Genomic DNA, 23,043 nt, shown 5'->3' with positions numbered 1-23,043 from the left:
GATGGGTAAATGCCATGACGGCTGTTCTCGCAGACTGCCCTCAAGGTTAGAATGCAGGAAATCAGGATGAGTCAATGACCGACAGCCCTCTCTCACAAGCCGACTATGACGCCGTCACCGACGCCGCTGCGCACTGGTGCATGCGTCTTCATGCCAGCGATTGCACTGCGCAAGAGCGCCAAGCCTTCGAGCAGTGGCGGGACGCGCATCCGCTGCATGCGTTCGAGTACGAGGCGATGTTGGAGATCTGGGAAGTCGCCGAAGATTTGCCGCGTCTTGAGACCGTCGTGCCCATCACTCGCGCCAAGCCTGCAACGCCTTGGCGCACCGTTGGCATTGCTGCCGCCGTTTGCGCCCTGGCGTTGCCACTGGCGGCGTACAGTGGCTGGAACCTGGGTTTGCTGCCCAATTCGTACCAGCATTTCGAGGCCGGCAACGCAATCCGCCAGATCACCCTGAGCGATGGCAGTCAGGTCGAGTTGAACCTGGGCACCGAACTGACCTTCAGCAATTACAAGGATCAGCGCCGGGTTACGCTGGAGAAGGGCGAAGCGTTTTTCAGTGTCAGCCACGACGCCACCCACCCTTTTATCGTCAAGGCGGCGGACGGCAGGATTCGGGTCACCGGGACCAAATTCAACGTCTGGATGTATGAGGATCAGGTGCGTGTGAACCTGATTGAAGGTTCGGTGCTGGTCAGCAGCAACGATGACTTGCCGGGCGATGGTTTGCGTCTGGAGCCATCCATGCAGGCGCGTTATAAACACGGCGACTTCACGCCGCAAATCAGCCAGACCTACGCCAATGACACATCGCTGGCCTGGCGCCACGGCAAACTGGTGCTCGATGACCTGGCGTTATCCGAAGCCCTGCCCCTGATCAATCGCTATCTGGAAAACCCCGTGATGGTGGCCGACAACAGCACCGGCGCGATCCGCCTCGGCGGCATCTACAACATCAAGGAACTTCACAGCCTGGTGGCGACGCTGCCCAGGGTGTTGCCGGTCTACCTGACTCGCAACAAGGACGGCAATCCGGTCCTCAACTCCATTCCGCAACAAACCCCGAAAAGCTGAAAAGGCCGCCACCCTTGCGGGGTGCGGCCTTTTTTCATCGTTCTAGCACCGTTTTACTTTTTGGCCACCTTCCCGGCTTTTTCATCCTGTTCATTGATCGTCTGCACCTGATAGTGCGGATCCGACGTGATCTGCTGCTCGGTGAACGGCAACACGCTCAACTGTTTCTTCGAGAAGGCCAGCGTCTGGTCATTGGCATGTTTCGACGCCGGGTCGCTGGACAGCGAAAACGCCAGTAGCCCCTTGGCCTGCGGCCCCTTGTCGTCGAAGGTCACCACCTGCAAGTAGCTGGTGCCGCTGACCACCTCGCGTTTGCCATCGGTTCTCGGCACGCTCTGAATGGCGTTGTAAACGCCCAGTGTGCCTGGCCCGCCATGAATCGGCGTCTGCTGGCCGCCGCTGCTCACCACCTGGATATCGCCCCACCGGCTGTCGGGCTTGAGCCCCGACTTGCTGATCCGTTCCACCGACGCCAGCATCGCCTCACGCAAGGCCTTCGCAACCTCCGGACGATCGACCGCCAGGCCCCGCGGTGTGTATTGCGGATCTTTCGGATCGAACGCGACCCGCCAGACATCCGGCGTTTCCTGCAATGATTCCATGACGTTCTGGAAATGGACAAAACCAAGGCCGCTGTCCAGATTTGCACTGCGATCCCAGGCCTTCAGGCTGGCACACAGCGGTGTGAGCGTCGGCGCATCGGCGCCCAGGTCCGCCGCGCAGAATTGCAGCAGGTCCGGCATGACTTGCGCCGCCTGATACACCTGATCGTCCATCACCATCCGTTGCAGATCCGCCGCCCCGATCGGGCCGGCCTTGTTCAACGTGCCGAGGCGATCCAGGGCAAAGCGTGACCGTAGCCCCAACGGCTGACCGTCCTGGCTGATCAACGGCGAGAAGCCGGTGAGCGGCTGCGCCGGGTTGGCCATCCATGCCGAATCGTTGGAGTGCTGCACGAAGTCCTTGCGCAGCAGTTGTGGCAATTTGTCCGATGCATAGATGCCTTTTTGCGCCGCCGCCGGGTCGATGTCCCAGGCACAGGCGCTGCTGGAACCGTCGAGCACGATCAGTTCCAGTCCGGCCCGTGGATCGCTGCATTGGGCCAGTTTGTCGGCATTGACGTTCGGCACCACCGACAGGTTCATGTACAGCGTCTGGCCCTGATCGTCCGCCGCCAGGGTGTTGACCCACGGGATGCCCTGGATTTTGTGGACCGAGGCCTGCAATTCCTTGAGGCTGACCGCGCGGTTCATCGCATACCACTGCTGCAGCACCCGGTCGTTATCGAGGTTGGCGTCGCGCAGGCTGTAGGCGAACTGGTTATCCCAATCCAGTTTTCCAGGCCATTGCACAATCGGGCCGAACTGCGAGCTATAGACCACGTGCGAAACCGCACGGGTCTGCCCGTCAGGCTGTTCCACGTTCATGGTCACGGTCTGCTGCTTCATCGGCAACGACTTGCCGTCGAGCAGGTAGCGGGTCGGATCCTTCGGATCGAGTTGCAGGCGATACAGGGTGAAATGCTTGGACGAATCCACGGTGTGGGTCCAGGCCAGGTGTTGATTGAAGCCGATGTTGATCATCGGCAGGCCGGGTAACGCAGCGCCCATCACGTCCAGCTTGCCGGGAATGGTCAGGTGCATCTGATAGAAACGCATCCCGCCGACCCAAGGGAAATGCGGGTTGGCCAGCAACATGCCACGGCCATTGAACGAGCGCTCGCTGCCCACCGCGACGGCGTTGCTACCGCGATCGAGGGCGAAGCGCTGCCTGCGCACATCGGCGACCTGGAACGACGCTGACCCGCCTGAGTTTACAGCGACGGATTTGGGCGGCGTGGCGCCGGCCAGTGCTTCGGCAAACTGCCCGACGCCGCCTTCGACCAGCAGGCGACGGGTCAACTTGACCAGGTCCTGGGCGGTGATGTCCCGCACCCACTCGCCCTGGCATTGCTGCGGCAAACCTTGTGCGCGACGTTCCGTCAGCGAACGGTTGTAACCCGCCACATACCCTTCAATGAGGTCGCGGACTTCCGGCGTTTGTGCCTGCCAGAACGCAGAGACGGCTTGCGGTGTATTCAGCCAGTTGAAGAAGACGTCGCTGACCTGGTTTTCGCGTTCTTCGACCGTGAACTGCTCCGGGCCGAAGTACCGTGAACGTTCGCCGTTCACCGTGGTGATTTCGTTGGCCAACAGGCACAAATTGTCCTGAGCGTAGGCGTAGCCGATGCCATAGCCCAGACCACGCTCGTTTTCAGCGCGAATGTGCGGCACGCCGAAGCTGGTCCGGCGGATATCGGCCGTCGCCGGGTCCGGCTGGCTGCGCGCGTTTGCCGCAAGACTCAAGCCCACCAACACAGCGGCAAGGCTCAATCGGGTTAATTGCCTGGTAATAATCACGCTCGCTCCTGATGCCATATGCCTATGTAGGAGCGAGCTTGCTCGCGATGGACGTAGGGACAACGCGTTCACCCAGGCATTACGCGTCATCGTTAACGTCCATCGCGAGCAAGCTCGCTCCTACAAGGGAACGAAATTCAGGAAAAAAATTTAGGGCACTAAAGGGCGTTTCTGCGCGGGTTTACAAGCTTCTGACGTGATGGCGACAAAATTTCTACATCTGAGCCTTCATGATTTGAGTAGCTCGTACGTCTTATTGGTAAGAGCACCCAACACATCTTTCCGGTTCAGGCTCTGAAAAGGAGTTTTTGCATGTACAACTCGCAACTGCCAACGGACGGTAGTACTGCGCCAATGGGCACGTCCATGAGCTCGGGCCTGTTCACTCAGCGCACCGAACGTCACGGCAACGAACGGATCCGGATTCTGCTCAAGAGCTTTGGCCTGCGCGCCAGCCTGATCCGCCTGAAAGTCATCGATGCCTTGCTGACCGCCGCCGACAGCGACCGCAGCCTGGGGGTGCGCGGTGTGCACAGCCACCTGCTGGAGCTGGATATTCCCCTGTCCTTTCTCAGTGTGCGCGAAGTGTTGAAGCGTTTGTGCAGCGAAGGCGTGATTACGCTGAACGCGGACAAGAGCTACAGCCTGCATCCGCAGGCTGCCGCCGTTCTACACGGCGAGTAATGGTACCGGCGGGCGTCGTTCAGGGTTTGACCTTGCGGCGCATCACGCCATTGATCACCACCACGATCACCGCCACGCCAATGGCGATGTACTGAAACAGCTTTTCGCTGATGACCCCGGCATTCTGCAAATACGAAAGGCCAAACATGATCCCCAGCACCACCAGGGAGATCAGAATCGAGTATTTCAAACGTTGCGACTGGGTCATTGCCCTTTTCCTTAAACAAAAAGCTTAAACATAAGCCTGAACGTGAACCTGGAAAATGTATCCGGTTTGTATCCGGATGCATGCCAAGCCCCTACCGTTTTTCGGGGATGCGGCGCTGCAAACGGGGTCTCATGTTACAGCCGATGAAGCCTTTTGGCTTCATAGCGGCGATAACCATGAGGATTTTGAAATGTTCCGTCGAATCACACTGCTGATTCCCCTGCTTGCCCTGCTTTCCCTGAGCGGCTGCATTATTTTTCCCCACGGCGGCTGGCACGGCGGCCACCATTACGACGGCCGTGGCGGACCCGGTTACTACCAGCATCGCTGAGGTTTTTCAGCGCGCTGACTGATCCCTGAAAAAGTCATTTCCCGGCTGCGCGCAAAGCTCGATCATCCAGTCAACGAACACCCGTACCCGCCGCGACAACTGACGGTGAGGAGGATAAAGCGCCGTCAACGACATCCCCGGTGGCGGCAAGTCCCTCAGCACTTCGATCAAATTCCCCTCCCTGATACGCCGGGCCACGTGATAGTACGGCGCCTGCACCAACCCATATCCGGCCTCGCACGCCGCCAGATACCCATCGGCGCTGTTGACCGAGACATGCCTGGGCAGATTGACCGGTTGCAGCTGGCCATCGACGACAAATTCCAGCCCGTAGCGTTTGCCGTTGCTGGCGACGTACTCCACCATTTGATGCCTCGCCAGATCGGCCAGACCCTGTGGCGTGCCATGACGCTGTAAATAGTCGGGGCTGGCGCAGGTCACCTGGTCCAGCATCACCAGCGGCCGCGCCACCAGTGAGTCATCGAGCGCCGCGCCGCCGCGCAACACGCAATCGACACCTTCGCGAATCAGGTCGACAGGCCGGTCATTCAAACCGATTTCCACTTCGATCAAGGGATAGCGGGCGGTGAATTGCGGCAATGCCGGAATCACCACCAAACGCCCTATGCCCGCGGGCATGTCCACGCGTAACAGACCTTTGGGGTTGTGCCGCGCCGCAGAGAACACGGCTTCGGTTTCCTCAAGGTCCGCCAGCAACCGCACGCAGCGAGGGTAATAGGCCGCGCCGTCGAGGGTCAGGCTGATCTGCCGCGTGGTGCGCTGCAGCAGTTGCACCCCCAGGTGGCTTTCCAGTTGCTTGATCAGAATGGTCACCGAGGCGCGGGGAATCTGCAGGCTGTCCGCCGCTTTGGCAAAGCCGCCCAGCTCGACGATTCGGGTGAACACGCGCATGGCGTTGAAACGATCCATTGTGGTCTGCCCCGGCTGATTATTTAGAAATCATGAATAGTGATAGCAGTTTTAGCCGGTTTATCTCATTTCTGTCGAGACCGACAATGGGCTTCACATTCACAGGGAGCTGATTTCATGCAAACACGTCAACTGGGCAAAAACGGTCCACAGGTCAGTGCAATCGGTCTGGGCTGCATGGGCATGACCGATTTCTACACGACGGGCGTCGACACCCGCGAGGCTACGGCCACCCTGCACCGGGCGCTGGAACTGGGCATCAATCTGCTCGACACCGCCGACATGTACGGCCCGCATACCAATGAAGAGCTGATCGGCAAGGCCATCGTCGGCAAGCGCGATCAAGTGTTTCTGGCGAGCAAGTTCGGCATCGTGCGCAACCCGCAAGATTCAACGGCCCGCGGGGTCAACGGCCGACCGGACTACATTCGCACCTCCATCGACGGCACCCTCAAGCGCCTCGGCGTCGAGACACTGGATTTGTATTACCAGCACCGTATCGACCCGCAAGTGGCCATCGAGGAAACCATCGGCGCCATGGCCGAACTGGTAAAGGCCGGCAAGGTGCGTTACCTGGGATTGAGCGAGGCATCGGCGGCGACGCTGGAACGGGCGAACAAGGTCCATCCGATCAGCGCGCTGCAAAGCGAGTACTCGTTGTGGAGCCGTGACCAGGAAGAAAACGGCTGTCTGGCCACGTGTCAGCGGCTGGGTATCGCCTTTGTGCCTTACAGCCCGTTGGGCCGGGGGTTTCTGACCGGCGCACTGAAAAGCGCCGATGATTTTGCGGCAGATGACTACCGCCGTTTCAGCCCCCGTTTTCAGGGCGATAACTTCGCGAAAAACCTGATGCTGGTGCAGCAGGTTCAGGACCTGGCGGCAGAAAAAGGCGTGACGGCGGGCCAACTTGCGCTGGCGTGGGTCCTGGCTCAGGGTGATTACCTGATCCCGATTCCGGGGACCAAACAGCGCCGGTATCTGGAAGAGAACGTGGCGGCGCTCGAGGTCAAACTCAGCCGCGAAGAGTTGCACGCGCTGGAAGCCATCTTCCCGGCGAACGCCACCGCCGGTTTGCGTTACCCGGAAGAAGTCATGAAGTTGCTTGACCGTTGATCTGCAACTGGCCCGTTCGGTGATCTGAACGGGCCAGCCCCCTCTACCGCTCGTCACCCCGCCCCAATCTTGTACGTTCGTACCTAAAGCTCGACATCTGCAGGCCGATAGCCCTTTGAAGCGCCGAAATATTCCAATAAGAACGCTGCTAAAAAGGACCCGGCTCCATGCCCGTATTCCGCACCATTCAGGCCCGCTACACACTGTTTCTGGTCCTGTTCATTCTGCTGCTGTCCATTCTCACTGTGGTCGGGATCAGCCAGTTGGTCGCGCCGAAACTGCGCCACACCGAAGAACAAGTGGCCCTCAATCGCATCGCTGAAGTCGCCGAGCAGATCCAGGGCGAACTGAACAAGGTTCAGGCACAACAACGCAGCATCACCCAGACCATTCCTCTGCTCGACAGCGCCGCCATCGACACCGTTCTGCCGGGGCTGGTCGATCAGTACGGCGAACTGAAAGTCTTCGGCGGCGGCATCTGGCCCCTGCCCGGCCAGCGTGAAGCCGGGCGCAACAAATTCAGCACCTTCTGGCACCGCGATGCCTCGGGCAAGCTGGCGGTGAATACGTTCTGGAACAGCGACGCCGCGCCCAACTATTACGACCAGACCTGGTACAAGGGCGGCATGCAAACCCCGCGCGGACAATGCGCCTGGGCGGCGGCTTATAAAGATGACGCCAGCGCCGAGCCACGCACCAACTGCGCCATGGCCATTCAGAAAAACGGCGCAGCGTATGGCGTGTCGACCATCGACGTGACCCTGGGCTTCTTCAACGATCTGGTGGCACGCAAGGAAAAAGACCTCGGCGCCGAAATGCTGATCGTCGAAGCCGACGGCAAGATCATCAGCAACAGCTCGCGCATCAGCGGGCCGATCGTGCTGAAGAACATCAGTGAACTGGCCGGCAATTCGCCGTTCGCCGGTCAAGTGAAGGCTGGGCTGCAAAACCGCGATCAGGCTCAGCGCGTCGAATTCGACAACAACGGCGAAGGCAGCACCTTTTTCATGCGCCCGATCGAAGGTACGCCGTGGTTCCTTGCCACCGCCCTGCCGACCAGGCTGATCACCGCCCAGCGTGACGATGTGCTCAGTACCCTGAGCCTGCTGCAGATCCCGATGGTGATCCTGCTGGTGTTGCTGCAAATCTACGCGATCCGCCAGTTGGTCCAGCGCATGAAAGCCCTGAAGGCCAATATCGACGCGCTGTCTGCCGGTGACGCCGACCTGACCAAACGCATCACCATCCGCGCCGAAGATGAACTGGGTGCCATCGGCCACTCGGTCAACGCCTTCATCGCGTACCTGCAAAACATGATCGGTGAAGTCACCCAGGCCACCGGCGCCATGGCGTCCAGCCTCGACAACCTGCAACGCACGTCGGCGCACACCAGTCAGATTCTGGTACGTCACGCCTCGGAAACCGACCAGACCGTCACCGCCATCACCGAGATGAGTTCCACCGCCGAAAGCGTGGCGCAGAATGCAGCCGAAACCGCCGCTTTCACCCAACGCGCCAACGCAAACGCCGACCGTTCGCGGGTGGTCGTGGGCGAAGCGTCCAGCAGTGTGATCGCCCTGATCGACGAAGTGGCCAGCGCCACGCACAAAGTCGAAAGCATGCAGCAGGACGCGCAACGCATCACCGAGATTCTCGGGGTGATCGGTGCCATCGCCGGGCAAACCAACCTGCTGGCGCTGAACGCCGCCATCGAAGCCGCTCGCGCCGGTGAACAAGGTCGCGGTTTCGCGGTGGTGGCCGATGAGGTCCGCGCCCTCGCCGCCCGCACCCAGGCCAGCACCTCGGAAATCAACGAGATGCTCACGCGCCTGACCCAAGGCGTCAGTTCGTCGGTCAGCGCAATGGAAAACACCCAGGCCAGCTGCCAGTCGGCGGCCGATGCCACGGCGCGGGTCAACACCGGGCTGGATGAAATGGCCGGCTCCGTCAGCCACATCAACAGCCTCAGCACCCAGATCGCCACCGCCGCCGAACAGCAAAGCGCGGTGACGGAGGAGATCAACCGCAGCATGGTGCAAATCCGCCACATGGTGGATGAACTGGTGAAAAGCGGTCAGGCGAGCGAGCTCAATACCCGGCAGTTGCTTGAGGCCAACACACGCGTCAGCGCGATCATGGGACGCTTCAAAGTCCGCTGATTAGCTGAGGGCGAGCGCAAGACTTTTGTGTACACATCCATTGTTGTGGTGATGACGGCGAGTCACTGTAGGCGCCGGCTTGCTGGCGATGGCGACCGTTCAGTCGCTAGACATATCGACTGACCCGCCGCCATCGCCAGCAAGCCGGCTCCTACAGAGGGCGCGTATGCTGTTCATTTTCTCCACCCGCCAAAGCCTGTGCAACATAGAATCGCCCACAAGCTCAGCATTAATTCGAAACAATCTCGCCGCTCTTTACCGGCTAAAATAGTCAGAATGCCTCTTTTTTTGACCGCCATCCGAGTCGAGATCCCTCCATGCGAACCCATCTGCGTCTGGTCGCCCTGAGCGCCCTGTTCATTTCTTCCCTGGCCCAGGCCGCCGACCTGATCCCGATTGAAGTCCACCGTGACGCCAACTGCGGCTGCTGCAAAAAATGGATCAGCCACCTGGAGGCCAACGGTTTCAAGGTCGAGGATCACGTTGAAACCAACATGAGCGAATTCAAGCAACAGCACGGCGTGCCACCACGCCTGGCGTCCTGCCACACCGGTTTGATCAATGGCAAGTTCGTCGAAGGCCATGTACCGGCCGATCAGGTGCTGGCCCTGAGCAAGCGCAATGATCTGTTGGGTGTGGCGGCCCCCGGCATGCCGATGGGTTCACCGGGCATGGAAATGGACGGCATGAGCGATGCTTATCAGGTCATCGGCCTGAAAAAGGACGGCACTGATGTGGTGGTGGCGGACTACCCAGCCCATTGATGTTCGGTGCGTACATCGGCCTGTTCTTCGCCGCGTTCGGTGCGGCAACCCTGTTGCCATTGCAATCCGAAGCACTGCTGGTGGGGTTGTTGCTCAGCGAGCAGTATTGGCTCTGGTCGCTGCTGGCGGTCGCGACCTTGGGCAATGTCCTCGGTTCGCTATTCAACTGGTGGCTGGGGCGCGGTATCGAGCGGTTTCGCGACCGGCGCTGGTTTCCGGTCAGCCCGCAGCATCTCGAAAAGGCCAGGGTTCATTATCAGCGCTACGGCCATTGGTCATTGTTGCTGAGTTGGGTGCCCGTTGTCGGTGATCCGCTGACCCTGGTCGCCGGGGTGATGCGTGAGCCGCTCGGGCGCTTCCTTGTGATCGTGACCCTCGCCAAAGGCGCCCGCTATGGCGTACTGGCCCTGGCGACGCTGGGCTGGATGAGTTGAACGATCATTCGCCGTGATTGCCTGTGTTTAATGTCGCCCTAATCATGTCGATCCAGCATCGGCCGATTTCCTGTGGAGTTTACCCATGCCCCTCGCCCGCTCCCGCTGGCTTCCCAGCCTGCTGCTGACCGCCGCACTGCCCGTCATCGCTGCCGAAGGCCCGGAATACGGACCGGAGCTGCAAGGCTTCGAGTATCCCTACACAGTCAAGCATTTCGCCTTTGAGTCCCAGGGCAAATCCCTGCAAATGGGCTACATGGACGTCGCCGCCCATGGCAAGGCCAACGGACACAGCATTGTGCTCATGCACGGCAAGAATTTCTGCGGTGCCACCTGGGACACGTCGATCAAGGCCTTGAGCGACGCTGGTTACCGGGTCATCGCCCCCGACCAGATCGGCTTCTGCACCTCCAGCAAACCGGACAACTACCAGTACAGTTTCCAGCAACTGGCGACCAACACCCAACAACTGCTCAAAGCCCTCGGCATCCAGAAAGCGACCCTGCTCGGCCATTCCACCGGCGGCATGCTCGCGACCCGTTATGCACTGCAATATCCCGAGCAGGTTGAACAACTGGCCTTGGTCAACCCTATCGGCCTGGAAGACTGGAAAGCCCTGGGCGTGCCCTATCGCACGGTGGATCAATGGCACGAACGTGAGCTGAAACTGACCGCCGATGGCATCCGTACCTATGAACGCAACACTTACTACGGCGGTCGCTGGAAACCTGAATTCGATCGCTGGGTGGACATGCTCGCCGGCCTGAACAAAGGACCCGGACACAAGCAAGTGGCGTGGAACTCGGCGCTGATCTACGACATGATCTTCACCCAGCCGGTGTACTACGAGTTCAAGGACCTGAAGATGCCGACGCTGTTGCTGATCGGCACGTCCGATACCACGGCCATCGGCAGCGACATCGCTTCGCCCGAGGTCAAGGCGAAAATCGGTCACTACGGCGTGCTCGGCAAACAAGTCGCGAAGCTGATCCCCCAGTCGACGCTGGTCGAGTTCCCCGGCATGGGCCATGCGCCGCAAATGGAAGAACCCGAGAAATTCCACCAGGCCCTCCTCGCCTGGCTGAACAAAACCAACCCCGTTCGTTGATGAGGTAAGGCTGATGGCAGTGCAGATCGCGGTAATCGATGACTGGCAGGATGTGGCACGCAATGTCGTGGACTGGTCGGCGCTGGACGCCATTGGTCAGGTTGATTTTATCCACGATTACCCGGCTGACAACGAGACGCTGGCCGCACGCCTGGGCGAGTTCGAAGTGATCTGCGTGATGCGCGAACGCACCCGGTTCGACGAGGATTTGCTGCGCCGGCTACCGAAACTCAAACTGCTGGTCACCGGTGGCATGCGCAACGCTGCGCTCGACCTCAAAGCCGCTGCAGCCCTCGGCATTCAGGTCAGTGGCACCGACAGCTACAAACACGCCGCGCCGGAACTGACCTGGGCGTTGATCATGGCCGCGACCCGCAACCTCGTGGTGGAAGCCAATGCCCTGCGCGCAGGACTTTGGCAACAAGGTCTGGGAGGCGACCTGCACGGCAAAACCCTGGCGATTCTCGGTTTGGGCAGCATCGGCCAGCGGGTCGCGCAGTTCGGTCAGGTGTTCGGTATGCGGGTAATTGCCTGGAGTGAGAACCTGACCGCCGAACGCGCTGCCGCTGCCGGCGTGACCTATGTGAGCAAACAGGAACTGTTCGAACAGGCCGACGTGCTGTCCGTGCATCTGGTGCTCAGCGACCGCAGCCGCGGATTGGTCGACGCGCAGGCGCTGGACTGGATGAAGCCAACAGCACTGCTGGTCAACACCGCACGCGGGCCGATTGTCGATGAAGCGGCGCTGATCAAGGCACTGCAGAAAAAGCGCCTCGCCGGGGCGGCGCTGGATGTGTTCGAGCAGGAACCCTTACCGGCTCATCACCCGTTCAGAACGTTGGAAAATGTGTTGGCGACGCCGCATGTCGGGTATGTCAGCCAGCAGAATTACCATCAGTTCTTTTCGCAGATGATCGAGGATATTCAGGCCTGGTCTGCCGACACACCGATTCGGTTGTTGGGTTGACACATCCCCCCTGTGGGAGCGGGCGTGCTCGCGAAAGCAGTGTGTCATTCAACAATGATGTTGGCTGATCCACCGCTTTCGCGAGCAAGCCCGCTCCCACACTGTTCTCCATCGATCTAACTGACTTTCACCGCCACAAACGCCGCCGTCACATACGGCACCGTCACCACATCCTTGCCCCGCAGCTCAGGCACGGCATCAATCAATGTCCGCATCTGCTCATCCACCTTCGCCCGCTCGACTGCCGGCAATGCTGAGACGAAGCTGGTGGAGCGCACGCGGTTGAAAATCACGTCTTCCGGCGAGCCCGTATGCTCATGGCTAAACTGCTGCTCCTGCAGCGGCCCGAACGCGGCATGCGGAAAAGCCCGACGCCAGGCTCCGGTGTAGAAACGCGGCGTATCGCCCTCCAGTGCATTGACGATCGCATCCAGTTTGGGCACCCAGCTCACGCGAGTGTCGCGCAGGTTCCACACCAACCCCAGCTTGCCGCCAGGTTTGAGCACCCGGGCAATTTCAGTCAGGGCTTCGTCGCTGGCAAACCAGTGGAAGGCCTGGGCGCAGATCACCACATCCACCGACGCATCCGGCAGCGGCAGGTCCGTGGCCGTGCCGCTTACCGCCAATACATCAGGCCAGGCGTCCAATAATTTTTCGAGCATCTGCGGCACCGGTTCCACGGCAATCACCTGCGCCCCGGTCGCCACCAGCCGACCGGTGAACTTGCCAGTCCCGGCGCCCAGATCGACCACGGATTTATCCGCGTTCAAACCCAATGCGCCTGTCAGCCAGCCGGCCACTTGCGGCGGATAATCCGGACGACCACGAACGTAAGTGTCGGCAGCCGTTTTGTAACCGGCGGCCGCTGAGTGATGGACCTGTTTCATGACAGAACTCCAGAACGACTTCGAACGCTGTCGAGCATAGCGCCTCGATTTGCGCTTTCCTTGAAAAGACCGCCAGAAAGAAATGAATAATTGTTCACTCTGCGGTGTTCACCTGCCATCGCATATGAGGATTGCCCGTGAACAACCTGAACCCGGATTCGCCGAGACGTTACGACCGCCTGACCATGACCCTGCACTGGCTGACCGCCGTGCTGGTGATCGGCCTGTTCGCCAGTGCCCAGGTCTGGGAACAACTGGCCAAGGGCACGCCGCTGCGCAAGGAGTTGCAAGCGTTGCACATTTCCTGCGGCATCCTGCTCGCGGTGATCGTCATCACCCGACTGCTCTGGCGTCTGTCCCGAGGCCGGCGCTTGCCGACCGCCAATCAGGGCGTCATGAACATGACGGCCAAGACCGCGCACCTGGCGCTCTATGCATTGTTGCTGAGCCAGATCGTGCTGGGTTTCCTGTTTCGCTGGGCCCAGGCAGAACCGTTCAACTTTTTTGGCTTGTTCGACGTCCCGACCTTGATCAGCATTGATAGAAGCATGAAACCGGTGTTCGGCGGCCTGCACGAACAGGTAGCGTGGGTCATAGTGGTTCTGGCCGGACTGCATGCGCTGATGGCGTTGGTTCACCATTACGGCTTGCGTGATAACACGTTGCGCCGCATGTTGCCGGGGCGTGGTTTGAAATGAAACGAATAACCCTGTGGAGCTTCGCCATGAATAGCCGCTTTGCTGTTTTTACCGTCCCGCTGCTGCTCGCCGCTGCGTTGTCCAGCGCCCTGGCATTGGCCAACGGCGATGACGAAGAACCCGCCAAGCCCAACTGCCCCAAAGGCCAGGTCTGGGACAGAAAATCGCAGAAATGCGTGATGCAGACCAGCAGCCTCGTACCGGACGCCGACCGCACCGACTACGCCTACCGCCTGGCCAGGGACGGGCGTTATGAAGAAGCCCTGGCCTTGCTCGATACGCTGAAAGACCCGAACACCGCCAAGGCGCTCAACTATCGCGGCTACGCCACGCGTAAACTGGGGCGCACCGACGAGGGCATCGGTTATTACCTGCAATCGGTCAAACTCGATCCGCAGTACGCGCAAGTCCGCGAATACTTGGGCGAAGCTTATGTGATCAAGGGTCGCCTGGACCTCGCGCAAGAGCAGTTGCAGCAGATCAAATCGATCTGCGGCAACACCTGCGAGGAATACCAGGACTTGGCCGAAGCCATCCACGATTCATCGAAAACCTGACAGGACGGAGGTCGCCATCGCCAGCGATCAGACAATACGGGCAGAACTGGGCCAGCACCTGGCGCGTTTATGGCGCTACGGCCTGCTGCTGTCCCGGCAACGGCATGTCGCCGAAGACCTGGTGCAGGCCACCTGCGTTCGGGCGCTTGAGCGCGCTGGGCAATTTGTCCCCGGCACCCGCATGGACCGCTGGCTGCTGAGCATCCTGCATTCGATCTGGCTCAACGAAGTGCGCGCGCGGCGGGTGCGTCAGGGCCAGGGGCAGGTGGATGCCGATAGCGCCCTGTCGTTCGATGGTGAACACGCCGCACAAACCCACGTGCTCGCGACGCAGGTGATCCGGCGCGTCGATGCACTGCCCGAAGCCCAGCGCGAAACCGTGTTTCTGGCCTACGTCGAAGGTTTGTCCTATCGCGAAGTCGCCGATGTGCTGGACGTGCCCATCGGCACGGTCATGAGTCGACTGGCCGCCGCACGAGCGAAACTGGCCGAGTATCCGCCGTTGCTGCACGCCGTGCCGAACCCTACCACCGGAGAACGTCGATGAACGATCACGCAAAACCATCGGACGAGCAACTGGTGGCCTACCTGGATGACCAACTCGATACTGATCAGCGCAGCCGCATCGACGCGGCCATCGCCGAAGATTCGGTACTCAATCTGCGTCTGCAATGGCTGGCCCGCAGCAATCTGCCATTCCGCGAGGCCTACGATGAAGTGACACAACAGGCACCGGTGGACCGCTTGCACGCCATGCTCGAGACCTTGCCCTCGCCTGCCCGACCCGCGATGAGTCGACGCTGGTTTCTTGCCGCGGCGGCCGGCCTGGTGGTGAGCGGTGTGGTAGCAGATCGCTTGTTTCTCGGCTGGCAGTCGAGTCAGCCAAAAAATAGCTGGCGCGGGCTGGTGGCGGACTATATGGCGCTGTACGTGCCACAAACCCTGGAACACCTGCCCAGCGACGAAGCCACGCAACGCGCGCAACTGCGCACCATCGACGCACGCCTGGGGTTGAGTCTGTTGCCTGCACAATTGTCCCTGCCACGCCTCGAACTCAAACGCGCGCAAATCCTCGAATACGACGGCATGCCCATCGCCCAGATAACCTATCTGGACCCCGCGCATGGTCCCATGGCGTTATGCATCACCCGCTCCAACAGCGGCAGCCGGCACTTCGCCCACGAACGTCGACACGGGATGAACGTGGTGTACTGGGCGGACATGGAACATGCATGGATGCTGATCGGGCATAACCCGGCGGCGGAACTGGAGCAGATGGCGAAGCTGATCAAAAGCCGGCTCAGCGCGTGACCTGTAGGAGCCGGCTGGCTGGCGATGGCGCCATCAGACATTGCGGTGGGTTCAACAACGCCATCGCCAGCAAGCCGGCTCCTACACGGGTTGGTGCGGTAGTCGCAGCGATCATGAGGCCGAAGTCGGTAGCCACAACCGGAACCGCGCACCGCCCAGCAGTGATGTGACCTGTAGGAGCCGGCTTGCTGGCGATGGCGCCATCAGACATTGCGGTGAGTTCAACAACGCCATCGCCAGCAAGCCGGCTCCTACACAGGGTGGTGCGGTAGTCGCAGCGATCATGAGGCCGAAGTCGGTAGCCACAACCGAAGCCGCGCACCACCCAACGGCGATGTGACCTGTAGGAGCCGGCTTGCTGGCGATGGCGCCATCAGACATTGCGGTGACTTCAACAACGCCATCGTCAGCCAGCTCCTACACAGGTTGGTGCGGTAGTCGCAGCGATCAATAGGCCAAAGTCGGTAGCCACAACCGGAACCGCGCACCGCCCAGCGGTGAAGGTTCGACCGTGAGGGTACCGCCCTGCGCTTCCAGCGCCCGACGGCTGATCGCCAGTCCTAGACCAAACCCGCCTGTCGCTCGATCCCGACTGCGATCCAGCCGATAAAACGGTTCGAAAATCCGCTCACGCTCGTCATCGGGAATGCCGATCCCATCGTCATCGACCCAGATCTCACACCCCTTTGCACAGACCTGCACACCAATCTGAATGCGCTTCTCGCAATACCGCATCGCGTTGCGCAGCAAGTTCTGAATCGCGCGGGCGGTCAGGCGCGGGTCGAGGCTGAAGCGTTCGAGCTGGCCGTGAAGCAGCACATCAATCACGATGTCAGGAGACTCCAACTCTTCATCGACACTGCCCAGAATGCTGTCGATGAATTCATCCAGCGACACTTCAACCTGCTCCGGTAAACGCGCGGGGTTTTGCAGGCGGCTGTAGGACAGCAGCTCCAGCACCAGTTCGTCGAGTTCACGGATGTGCGCAACCAGGCCTTGCAAACGTTCGCGGCTGGCGACCGGCAAGTCGTCGGACAGCGCCAGGGCCAGGCCAAAGTCCAGGCGCGTCAGCGGCGTGCGCAGTTCGTGGGAGACCGCGTTAAGCAAATCCCGCTGCTGGTTGAGCAGGTTCTCAATATCGCCGGCCATGGTGTCGAACACGTTGGCCAGGCTACCGATATTGGAGTTGGCGGAAATCTTCGTGCGCTCGCTCAAGTGGCCTTTACCGAAGCGTTCAGCGGTGCCTTTAAGGCGTTCCAGATCGCGCCAGTGCGGGCGCAGCCACAGCAGCAAACACGCCAGCATCGTCGCGCCGATCAGCACGTTGATGCTCCAGTACAACAAATTGACGTCCAGCGGGTCCGGCGGCACAACCATTTGCACCACCGTTTGTTGGTTCAACGGTGTCACCGCCAAGGTGCGCCAGCCCCAGTCGCCGATGCGCACCACGCTCTCGCCACGCTGCAAACGCTTCTGCTCTGCCAGGGTCAAGCCAGGATCGTCATTGCCGGTCAGAACGATGTGCAGCGGGTCGAATTCCTTATCCATCTCGCTCGCCAACGCCGGCCATTGCGCCTCGGGCACGGCATGGAACTGCTTGACGATGAGGGTTTGCAGCCCGCGGGAATAATCGAGGTTGTAGGTGACGAAGCGCTCCTGGAAGACCTTGATCACCACGTCCGGCACCAGATAGATCGCCGCGCTGTAGGAGACGATGGTTACCAGATACAGGCGAAAGAGGAGTCTGAACATCGCTTCAGCATTCCCACTCGGAGCGGCTAAACAAATAACCCTTGCCCCACACGGTCTTGATCTTGCGCGCTTCGCCAGCGTGGTCGTCGAATTTGCGCCGCAACTTGGAGATCGCCACGTCCACCGAGCGGTCTGTGCCATTGAATTCGATACCGCGCAGGCGTTGCAGGATCTGGTCGCGGCTCAGCACTTCGCCAGCATGCCGGGCCAGCACCACCAGCAGGTTGTATTCGCCGCTGGACAGTTCGACCAGTTGTTCGCGCCAGGTCACGGTGCGCTCGGACAGGTCAATGCACAGATTGCCCATGAGAATGCGGTCATTGGCGGTCTGCGGCTCACTGAGGCTGCTGCGGCGCAACAGCGTACGGACGCGGGCCAGCAACACTCGCGGTTCGCAGGGTTTGGTGACGTAGTCATCGGCGCCCATTTCCAGGCCCAGCACCTGGTCGTGGCTGTCATCGCGGGCGGTGAGCATCAGGATCGGCAGCGTCGCCGAATCCGCGCGCAGCAAGCGACAGACTTGCAGGCCGTCGAGGCCCGGCAACATCAGGTCGAGGATCACCAGGTCCGGCGGATTGACCCGCGCACGCTCGCGCACGTGGTCGCCACGGCTGATCACGCTGACGGAATAGCCGTTGCGTTCCAGGTAGCTGGCAATCAGCTCGGAGAGTGCGGTGTCGTCTTCGACCAGGAGGATGTTGGGCATGGGTGTTTCCAGGGAGTTCTGTGGCGATCACGTGGGCCCCTTCGCGAGCAAGCCCGCTCCCACATTTGATTGCTGTCGAGCACAAAATTCGTGTGCACAGAAATCCAATGGGGGAGCGGGCTTGCTCGCGATGGCGGCCTCGAAGTCGCAAAAGGAATCAAGCCGTGAAGGATATACGCCCTCACCCGCCCCTGAGTAAAACCCTTACACAATTTCACACAGCACCAACAAAGCTTCACCGCTACCCTCGTCGGCTCCCCGTAGGATACGGGAGTTCATTATTGGGGTATTTACATGTCAAAGAACCTGCTTGCCAAGCTCAGCCTGCTGGCACTGGCGTTGATGCTGAGCGCTTGTGACAAGTCCTCTATCGCCGAAGAACAGGCGCCATTGGCCACCGTGCGCATCGAAACCCTCGACGCCCGGCCTCTGTCGATCACCAGCGAACTGAGCGGGCGGATTGCCGCGCCCCGGATCGCCGAAGTTCGCGCCCGTGTCGCCGGCGTCGTGTTGCAACGGGTCTTCCACGAAGGCAGCGATGTGAAAAAAGGCGACGTGCTGTTTCGCATCGACCCCGCGCCGTTCAAGGCTGATCTGGACAGCGCCGAAGCGGAACTGCGAAAAGCCGAGGCCAATGCGTTTCAGGCACGCCTGCAAGAGCAGCGTTATGCCCAGTTGATCGAAGGCAACGCCATCAGCGGTCAGGACTACGACAACGCCCGAGCCGCCGTGCGGCAAACCGCCGCCCAGGTCGCCGCCAACAAGGCCGCCGTGGAGCGGGCGAAACTCAATCTCGGCTACGCCACCGTCACCGCGCCGATTTCCGGGCGTATCGGCCGTGCACTGGTCACCGAAGGTGCGCTGGTCGGGCAGAACGAAACCACACCACTGGCATTGATTCAGCAACTGAACCCGATCCATGCCGACCTCACCCAGTCGACCCGCGAACTCAACGATCTACGCCGTGCCTTCCGCTCCGGTCAGTTGAAGGAAGTCGGCCAGGGCCAGGCCAAAGCCACCCTGATCCAGGACGACGGCAGTCTCTATCCGCTGCCGGGCAAGCTGCTGTTCACCGACATCACCGTCGACCCGGGCACCGGCCAGATCATCCTGCGCAGCGAGTTCCCCAACCCGGACCTCGACTTGCTGCCCGGCAGCTTTGTGCGAGTACGCCTGGAGCAAGCTGTGAATCAGCAAGGCATCAGCGTGCCGCAACGGGCCATCCAGCGTGACAGCGCCGGTATTGCTCAGGTGCTGCTGCTCGACGCAGATCAGCGGGTCGGCCAGCAGCCGGTTGAGCTGGGCGCCGTGCAGAACGATCGCTGGATCGTCACCGCAGGTCTCAAGCCCGGCGACCGCATCGTCATCGAAGGCCTGCAACACGCCAAGCCCGGCGAGAAAGTGCAGATCGACGATTCCCCTCTTCCACTTGCCCAGGCCACTGGTCAGTAAGCAGGACGCTTTTTTATGCCGCAGTTCTTTATCGATCGCCCGGTGTTTGCCTGGGTGGTGGCCCTGTTCATCCTGCTGGCCGGCGCCCTGGCCATTCCACAGTTGCCGGTGGCGCAGTACCCCGATGTCGCGCCGCCGCAGATCGAAATCTATGCCGTGTACCCGGGCGCCTCGGCGCAAACCGTGGACGAAAGCGTGGTCAGCCTGATCGAGGAAGAGCTCAACGGCGCCGATCATCTGCTGTATTTCGAATCCCAGAGCAGCCTGGGCAGCGCCACGATCAAGGCGACTTTCCAACCGGGCACCAACCCGGAAATGGCCCAGGTGGATGTGCAGAACCGCCTGAAAGTCGTGGAGTCGCGCTTGCCGCAAGCGGTCAATCAGCAAGGCTTGCAGGTGGAGAAAGTCTCTGCCGGTTTCCTGCTGCTGATCACCCTGACCTCCACTGACGGCAAGCTCGACGACGTGGCGCTCAGCGATTACCTGGCGCGCAACGTGATGAACGAGATCAAGCGTCTTGACGGTGTCGGCAAGGCCCAGTTGTATGGCGCCGAACGGGCGATGCGGATCTGGATCGACCCGCAGAAGCTGATCGGTTTCAACCTGACACCGGCCGACGTCAACGCGGCCATCGTCGCGCAGAACGCCCAGGTCTCGGCCGGCAGCATCGGCGATCTGCCGACCCGCACCACCCAGGAAATCACCGCGACCATTCTGGTCAAAGGCCAGCTGTCGACGCCGGAAGAATTTGCCGACATCGTGCTCAAGGCCAATCCCGACGGTTCCACGGTGCGCATCGGCGATGTGGCGCGGGTCGAGATCGGCAGCCAGGAATATCAGTTCGGCACGCGCCTGAACGGCAAGCCGTCCACCGCCGTCGGCGTGCAGTTGTCGCCCGGCGCAAACGCCCTGAGCACCGCCACGCTGGTGCGGGCAAAGATGGATGAACTGGCGCGCTACTTCCCCGCCAACGTCGAATACAAGATCCCGTACGACACGTCGCCCTTCGTCAAAGTGTCGATCACCAAAGTGGTTTACACCCTGATCGAGGCAATGGTGCTGGTGTTCGCGGTGATGTTCCTGTTCCTGCAGAACATCCGCTACACGCTGATTCCGACCCTCGTTGTACCGGTGGCGCTGATGGGCACTTTTGCGACCATGCTTGCGCTGGGGTTCTCGATCAACGTGCTGACCATGTTCGGCATGGTGCTGGCCATCGGCATTCTGGTGGACGACGCCATCGTCGTGGTGGAGAACGTCGAGCGGATCATGGTCACCGAAGGCCTGTCGCCGAAAGAGGCAACTCGCAAGGCGATGAAGCAGATCACCGGCGCCATCATCGGCATCACCCTTGTGCTGGTGGCGGTGTTCATTCCGATGGCGTTCATGCAGGGTTCGGTCGGGGTGATTTACCGGCAGTTTTCGCTGTCGATGGCCACCTCGATTCTGTTCTCGGCCTTCCTTGCGCTGACCTTGACCCCGGCGCTCTGCGCGACCTTGCTCAAGCCGATTGCCAAGGGCGACCATCACGCCAAGGGCGGTTTCTTCGGCTGGTTCAACAAGCGTTTCGAGCAACTGACCGAGCGCTATCAGGGCTGGGTCGCCTATGCACTGAAACGCAGCGGTCGTTACCTGTTGATCTATGGCGTGCTGCTGATCGGCCTGGGCCTGTGCTTCAGTCGCCTGCCCTCCTCATTCCTGCCGGTGGAGGATCAGGGCTACACCATCACTGACATTCAGTTGCCGCCCGGCGCGAGCAAGAATCGCACGGTGCAGGTGGTCGAACAGATCGAAGCCCACAACGCCACGGAACCTGGCGTCGGCGACAGTACGGTGATCCTGGGCTTCAGCTTCTCCGGCAGCGGGCAGAACGCGGCGCTGGCGTTCACCACCTTGAAAGACTGGTCGGACCGCGGCAGCGACGACTCGGCGAGTTCGATCGCAGACCGCGCCAACATCGCGCTGAGCCAGATCAAGGACGCCATGGCGTTCTCGGTCCTGCCGCCGCCGGTGGACGGCCTCGGCACCTCCAGCGGTTTCGAGTTCCGTTTGCAGGACCGTGGTGGCCTCGGCCATGCCACGCTGATGCAGGCGCGCACCGAGTTGCTGGCAGCTGCCGAGAAAAGCCCGATCCTGATGAACGTGCGCGAAAGCGCGCTGGCCGAAGCGCCGCAGGTGCAACTGATCGTGGACCGCAAACAGGCGAATGCGCTGGGTGTTTCCTTCGCCGACATCGGCAGCGTGCTGTCCACCGCCGTCGGTTCAGCCTACATCAACGACTTCCCCAATCAGGGGCGGATGCAGCGGGTGGTGGTCCAGGCTGAGGGCGATCAACGCAGTCAGGTCGCCGATCTGCTGAAGATCCATGTGCGTAACAGCAACGGGAAAATGGTGCCGCTCTCCGCCTTTGTCCAGGCCAAATGGACCCAGGGACCAGCGCAGTTGACCCGTTACAACGGCTACCCGGCGATCAGTATTTCCGGCGAACCGACGCCGGGTCACAGCACCGGTGAAGCCATGGCGGAAATCGAGCGACTGGTCGCGCAAGGGCCGGCGGGGTTGGGTCAGGAATGGACGGGGCTGTCGTTGCAGGAACGACTGTCCGGCAGTCAGGCGCCGATTTTGCTCGGTTTGTCGCTGCTGATCGTGTTCCTGTGCCTGGCGGCGTTGTATGAGAGCTGGTCGATTCCGACTTCGGTGCTGCTGGTGGTGCCGCTCGGCGTGCTCGGCGCGGTACTGGCCGTGACGCTGCGCGGGATGCCCAACGACGTGTTCTTCAAGGTCGGGCTGATCACCATCATCGGCCTGTCGGCGAAGAACGCGATCCTGATCATCGAGTTCGCCAAGAGCCTGTACGACGAAGGCCACGACCTGATCGACGCCACGCTGCAAGCCGCGCGCCTGCGTCTGCGGCCGATCGTCATGACGTCCCTGGCGTTCATCCTCGGCGTCGTGCCGCTGGCTATCGCCACCGGGGCGAGTTCCGCGAGCCAGCAAGCCATCGGCACCGGGGTGATTGGCGGGATGATCACCGCGACCTTGGCGGTGGTATTTGTGCCGGTGTTTTTTGTGGTGGTGATGAAACTCATCCACAAGCGCCACAAAACGACCTGACCGCACATTCCCTTTGTAGGAGCCGGCTTGCTGGCGATAGCGGTGGGTCAATCAACCGGTTGACCGACTCGATGGACGCCATCGCCAGCAAGCCGGCTCCTACAGGGATCTCGCGTTGTGCCACTGGCGTCAACCGGAATGATCACCGCGACACTGGCCGTGGTGTGGGTGCCGGTGTTTTTTGTGGTGGTGATGAAACTCGTCCGCAAGCGCCACAAAACGACCTGACCGCACATTCCCCTTGTAGGAGCCGGCTTGCTGGCGATAGCGGTGGGTCAGCCAACCGGTTGACCGACTCGACGGACGCCATCGCCAGCAAGCCGGCTCCTACAGGGATCTCGGCGTTGTGCCACTGGCGTCAACCGGAATGATCACCGCGACACTGGCCGTGGT

The 23,043-nt window shown here is 60.9% G+C and carries 20 protein-coding genes and 2 pseudogenes; 16 read left to right on the top strand and 6 right to left on the bottom strand.

The window, feature by feature from the left end:
• Positions 1 to 74: 74 nt before the first annotated feature.
• Entirely contained in the window at positions 75 to 1,076 is a 1,002-nt protein-coding gene (locus PMI01S_RS18685) for a FecR family protein (protein ID WP_084321570.1), read from the top strand.
• A gap of 53 nt (positions 1,077 to 1,129) precedes the next feature.
• Here the strand turns inward: PMI01S_RS18685 and pvdQ are convergent, their stop codons facing one another.
• Entirely contained in the window at positions 1,130 to 3,475 is a 2,346-nt protein-coding gene (gene pvdQ, locus PMI01S_RS18680) for a bifunctional acylase PvdQ (protein ID WP_084321569.1), read from the bottom strand.
• Between the two features lie 312 nt (positions 3,476 to 3,787).
• On the opposite strand from pvdQ, the gene PMI01S_RS18675 reads away from it, so the two are divergent.
• Complete coding sequence (locus PMI01S_RS18675; RefSeq protein WP_084321568.1) at positions 3,788 to 4,159, top strand: fe2+ zn2+ uptake regulation protein; 372 nt, start codon at positions 3,788 to 3,790, stop codon at positions 4,157 to 4,159.
• Between the two features lie 19 nt (positions 4,160 to 4,178).
• Here PMI01S_RS18675 and PMI01S_RS18670 read toward each other — a convergent pair whose 3' ends face one another.
• Complete coding sequence (locus PMI01S_RS18670; RefSeq protein WP_008024801.1) at positions 4,179 to 4,367, bottom strand: hypothetical protein; 189 nt, start codon at positions 4,365 to 4,367, stop codon at positions 4,179 to 4,181.
• A gap of 190 nt (positions 4,368 to 4,557) precedes the next feature.
• On the opposite strand from PMI01S_RS18670, the gene PMI01S_RS31720 reads away from it, so the two are divergent.
• A complete protein-coding gene (locus tag PMI01S_RS31720) occupies positions 4,558 to 4,698 on the top strand; it encodes a hypothetical protein (RefSeq protein ID WP_017338653.1) in 141 nt (46 codons plus the stop codon).
• Between the two features lie 6 nt (positions 4,699 to 4,704).
• On the opposite strand, the gene PMI01S_RS18665 is transcribed toward PMI01S_RS31720, so the two are convergent.
• Entirely contained in the window at positions 4,705 to 5,628 is a 924-nt protein-coding gene (locus PMI01S_RS18665; RefSeq protein WP_084321567.1) for a LysR family transcriptional regulator, read from the bottom strand.
• 117 nt (positions 5,629 to 5,745) lie between these two features.
• Here PMI01S_RS18665 and PMI01S_RS18660 point away from each other — a divergent pair, with 117 nt between their 5' ends.
• The 7 genes and pseudogenes from PMI01S_RS18660 to PMI01S_RS18635 all read left to right on the top strand — a co-directional run bounded on the left by PMI01S_RS18660 (position 5,746) and on the right by PMI01S_RS18635 (position 12,173).
• On the top strand, positions 5,746 to 6,741 hold the full coding sequence (locus PMI01S_RS18660; protein WP_084321566.1) for an aldo/keto reductase: 996 nt from the start codon (positions 5,746 to 5,748) through the stop codon (positions 6,739 to 6,741).
• Positions 6,742 to 6,908: 167 nt separating this feature from the next.
• Positions 6,909 to 8,039, top strand: a pseudogene (locus PMI01S_RS32620) (HAMP domain-containing protein); the annotation flags it as partial.
• A 333-nt stretch (positions 8,040 to 8,372) separates the two neighbouring features.
• Positions 8,373 to 8,900 (top strand): annotated as a pseudogene (locus tag PMI01S_RS32615) (methyl-accepting chemotaxis protein); the annotation flags it as partial.
• A 317-nt stretch (positions 8,901 to 9,217) separates the two neighbouring features.
• Positions 9,218 to 9,664, top strand: a complete 447-nt coding sequence (locus tag PMI01S_RS18650; protein WP_084321564.1) for a DUF411 domain-containing protein — start codon at positions 9,218 to 9,220, stop codon at positions 9,662 to 9,664.
• The gene (locus PMI01S_RS18645) at positions 9,664 to 10,098 is read left to right on the top strand and encodes a YqaA family protein (protein ID WP_084321563.1); all 435 of its coding nucleotides are present in this window, start codon (positions 9,664 to 9,666) and stop codon (positions 10,096 to 10,098) included. Before PMI01S_RS18650 ends, PMI01S_RS18645 begins: the two co-directional genes overlap by 1 nt.
• 85 nt (positions 10,099 to 10,183) lie before the next feature.
• Positions 10,184 to 11,206, top strand: coding sequence for an alpha/beta fold hydrolase (locus PMI01S_RS18640; protein WP_084321562.1), 1,023 nt, complete (start codon positions 10,184 to 10,186; stop codon positions 11,204 to 11,206).
• A gap of 13 nt (positions 11,207 to 11,219) precedes the next feature.
• The gene (locus PMI01S_RS18635) at positions 11,220 to 12,173 is read left to right on the top strand and encodes a D-2-hydroxyacid dehydrogenase family protein (protein WP_084321561.1); all 954 of its coding nucleotides are present in this window, start codon (positions 11,220 to 11,222) and stop codon (positions 12,171 to 12,173) included.
• Between the two features lie 116 nt (positions 12,174 to 12,289).
• Here PMI01S_RS18635 and PMI01S_RS18630 read toward each other — a convergent pair whose 3' ends face one another.
• Positions 12,290 to 13,060 carry a class I SAM-dependent methyltransferase gene (locus PMI01S_RS18630; RefSeq protein ID WP_084321560.1) on the bottom strand — a complete coding sequence of 257 codons (771 nt, stop codon included), beginning with the start codon at positions 13,058 to 13,060 and terminating at the stop codon, positions 12,290 to 12,292.
• 137 nt (positions 13,061 to 13,197) lie between these two features.
• Here PMI01S_RS18630 and PMI01S_RS18625 point away from each other — a divergent pair, with 137 nt between their 5' ends.
• From PMI01S_RS18625 to PMI01S_RS18610, 4 genes are read left to right on the top strand one after another with little or no spacing between them, the layout of a single operon-like run.
• Positions 13,198 to 13,758, top strand: coding sequence for a cytochrome b (locus PMI01S_RS18625; protein ID WP_084321559.1), 561 nt, complete (start codon positions 13,198 to 13,200; stop codon positions 13,756 to 13,758).
• A gap of 26 nt (positions 13,759 to 13,784) precedes the next feature.
• The gene (locus tag PMI01S_RS18620; RefSeq protein ID WP_084321558.1) at positions 13,785 to 14,315 is read left to right on the top strand and encodes a tetratricopeptide repeat protein; all 531 of its coding nucleotides are present in this window, start codon (positions 13,785 to 13,787) and stop codon (positions 14,313 to 14,315) included.
• Positions 14,316 to 14,361: 46 nt separating this feature from the next.
• A complete protein-coding gene (locus tag PMI01S_RS18615; RefSeq protein WP_208603353.1) occupies positions 14,362 to 14,862 on the top strand; it encodes an RNA polymerase sigma factor in 501 nt (166 codons plus the stop codon).
• Positions 14,859 to 15,626 (top strand): anti-sigma factor family protein, encoded by a 768-nt coding sequence (locus tag PMI01S_RS18610; protein ID WP_084321556.1) that lies wholly within the window; start codon positions 14,859 to 14,861, stop codon positions 15,624 to 15,626. The genes PMI01S_RS18615 and PMI01S_RS18610 overlap by 4 nt, the downstream gene beginning before the upstream one ends.
• Positions 15,627 to 16,073: 447 nt before the next feature.
• Here the strand turns inward: PMI01S_RS18610 and PMI01S_RS18605 are convergent, their stop codons facing one another.
• Together PMI01S_RS18605 and PMI01S_RS18600 are read right to left on the bottom strand one after the other, a co-directional pair.
• Positions 16,074 to 17,378 carry an ATP-binding protein gene (locus PMI01S_RS18605; protein WP_084321555.1) on the bottom strand — a complete coding sequence of 435 codons (1,305 nt, stop codon included), beginning with the start codon at positions 17,376 to 17,378 and terminating at the stop codon, positions 16,074 to 16,076.
• Positions 17,379 to 17,382: 4 nt separating this feature from the next.
• Positions 17,383 to 18,084: a response regulator gene (locus tag PMI01S_RS18600; RefSeq protein WP_084321554.1), complete on the bottom strand. Its 702-nt coding sequence runs from the start codon at positions 18,082 to 18,084 to the stop codon at positions 17,383 to 17,385.
• Positions 18,085 to 18,378: 294 nt separating this feature from the next.
• On the opposite strand from PMI01S_RS18600, the gene PMI01S_RS18595 reads away from it, so the two are divergent.
• Positions 18,379 to 19,536, top strand: coding sequence for an efflux RND transporter periplasmic adaptor subunit (locus tag PMI01S_RS18595; protein ID WP_084321553.1), 1,158 nt, complete (start codon positions 18,379 to 18,381; stop codon positions 19,534 to 19,536).
• Positions 19,537 to 19,551: 15 nt separating this feature from the next.
• Complete coding sequence (locus tag PMI01S_RS18590; RefSeq protein ID WP_084321552.1) at positions 19,552 to 22,650, top strand: multidrug efflux RND transporter permease subunit; 3,099 nt, start codon at positions 19,552 to 19,554, stop codon at positions 22,648 to 22,650.
• Positions 22,651 to 23,043 lie beyond the last annotated feature (393 nt).

The organism is Pseudomonas migulae NBRC 103157 (assembly GCF_002091715.1).
Classification (GTDB): Bacteria; Pseudomonadota; Gammaproteobacteria; order Pseudomonadales; family Pseudomonadaceae; genus Aquipseudomonas; species Aquipseudomonas migulae_A.
Note: the sequence above shows the minus strand (reverse complement) of the source record. Positions and strands in the feature narration are given on the sequence as shown.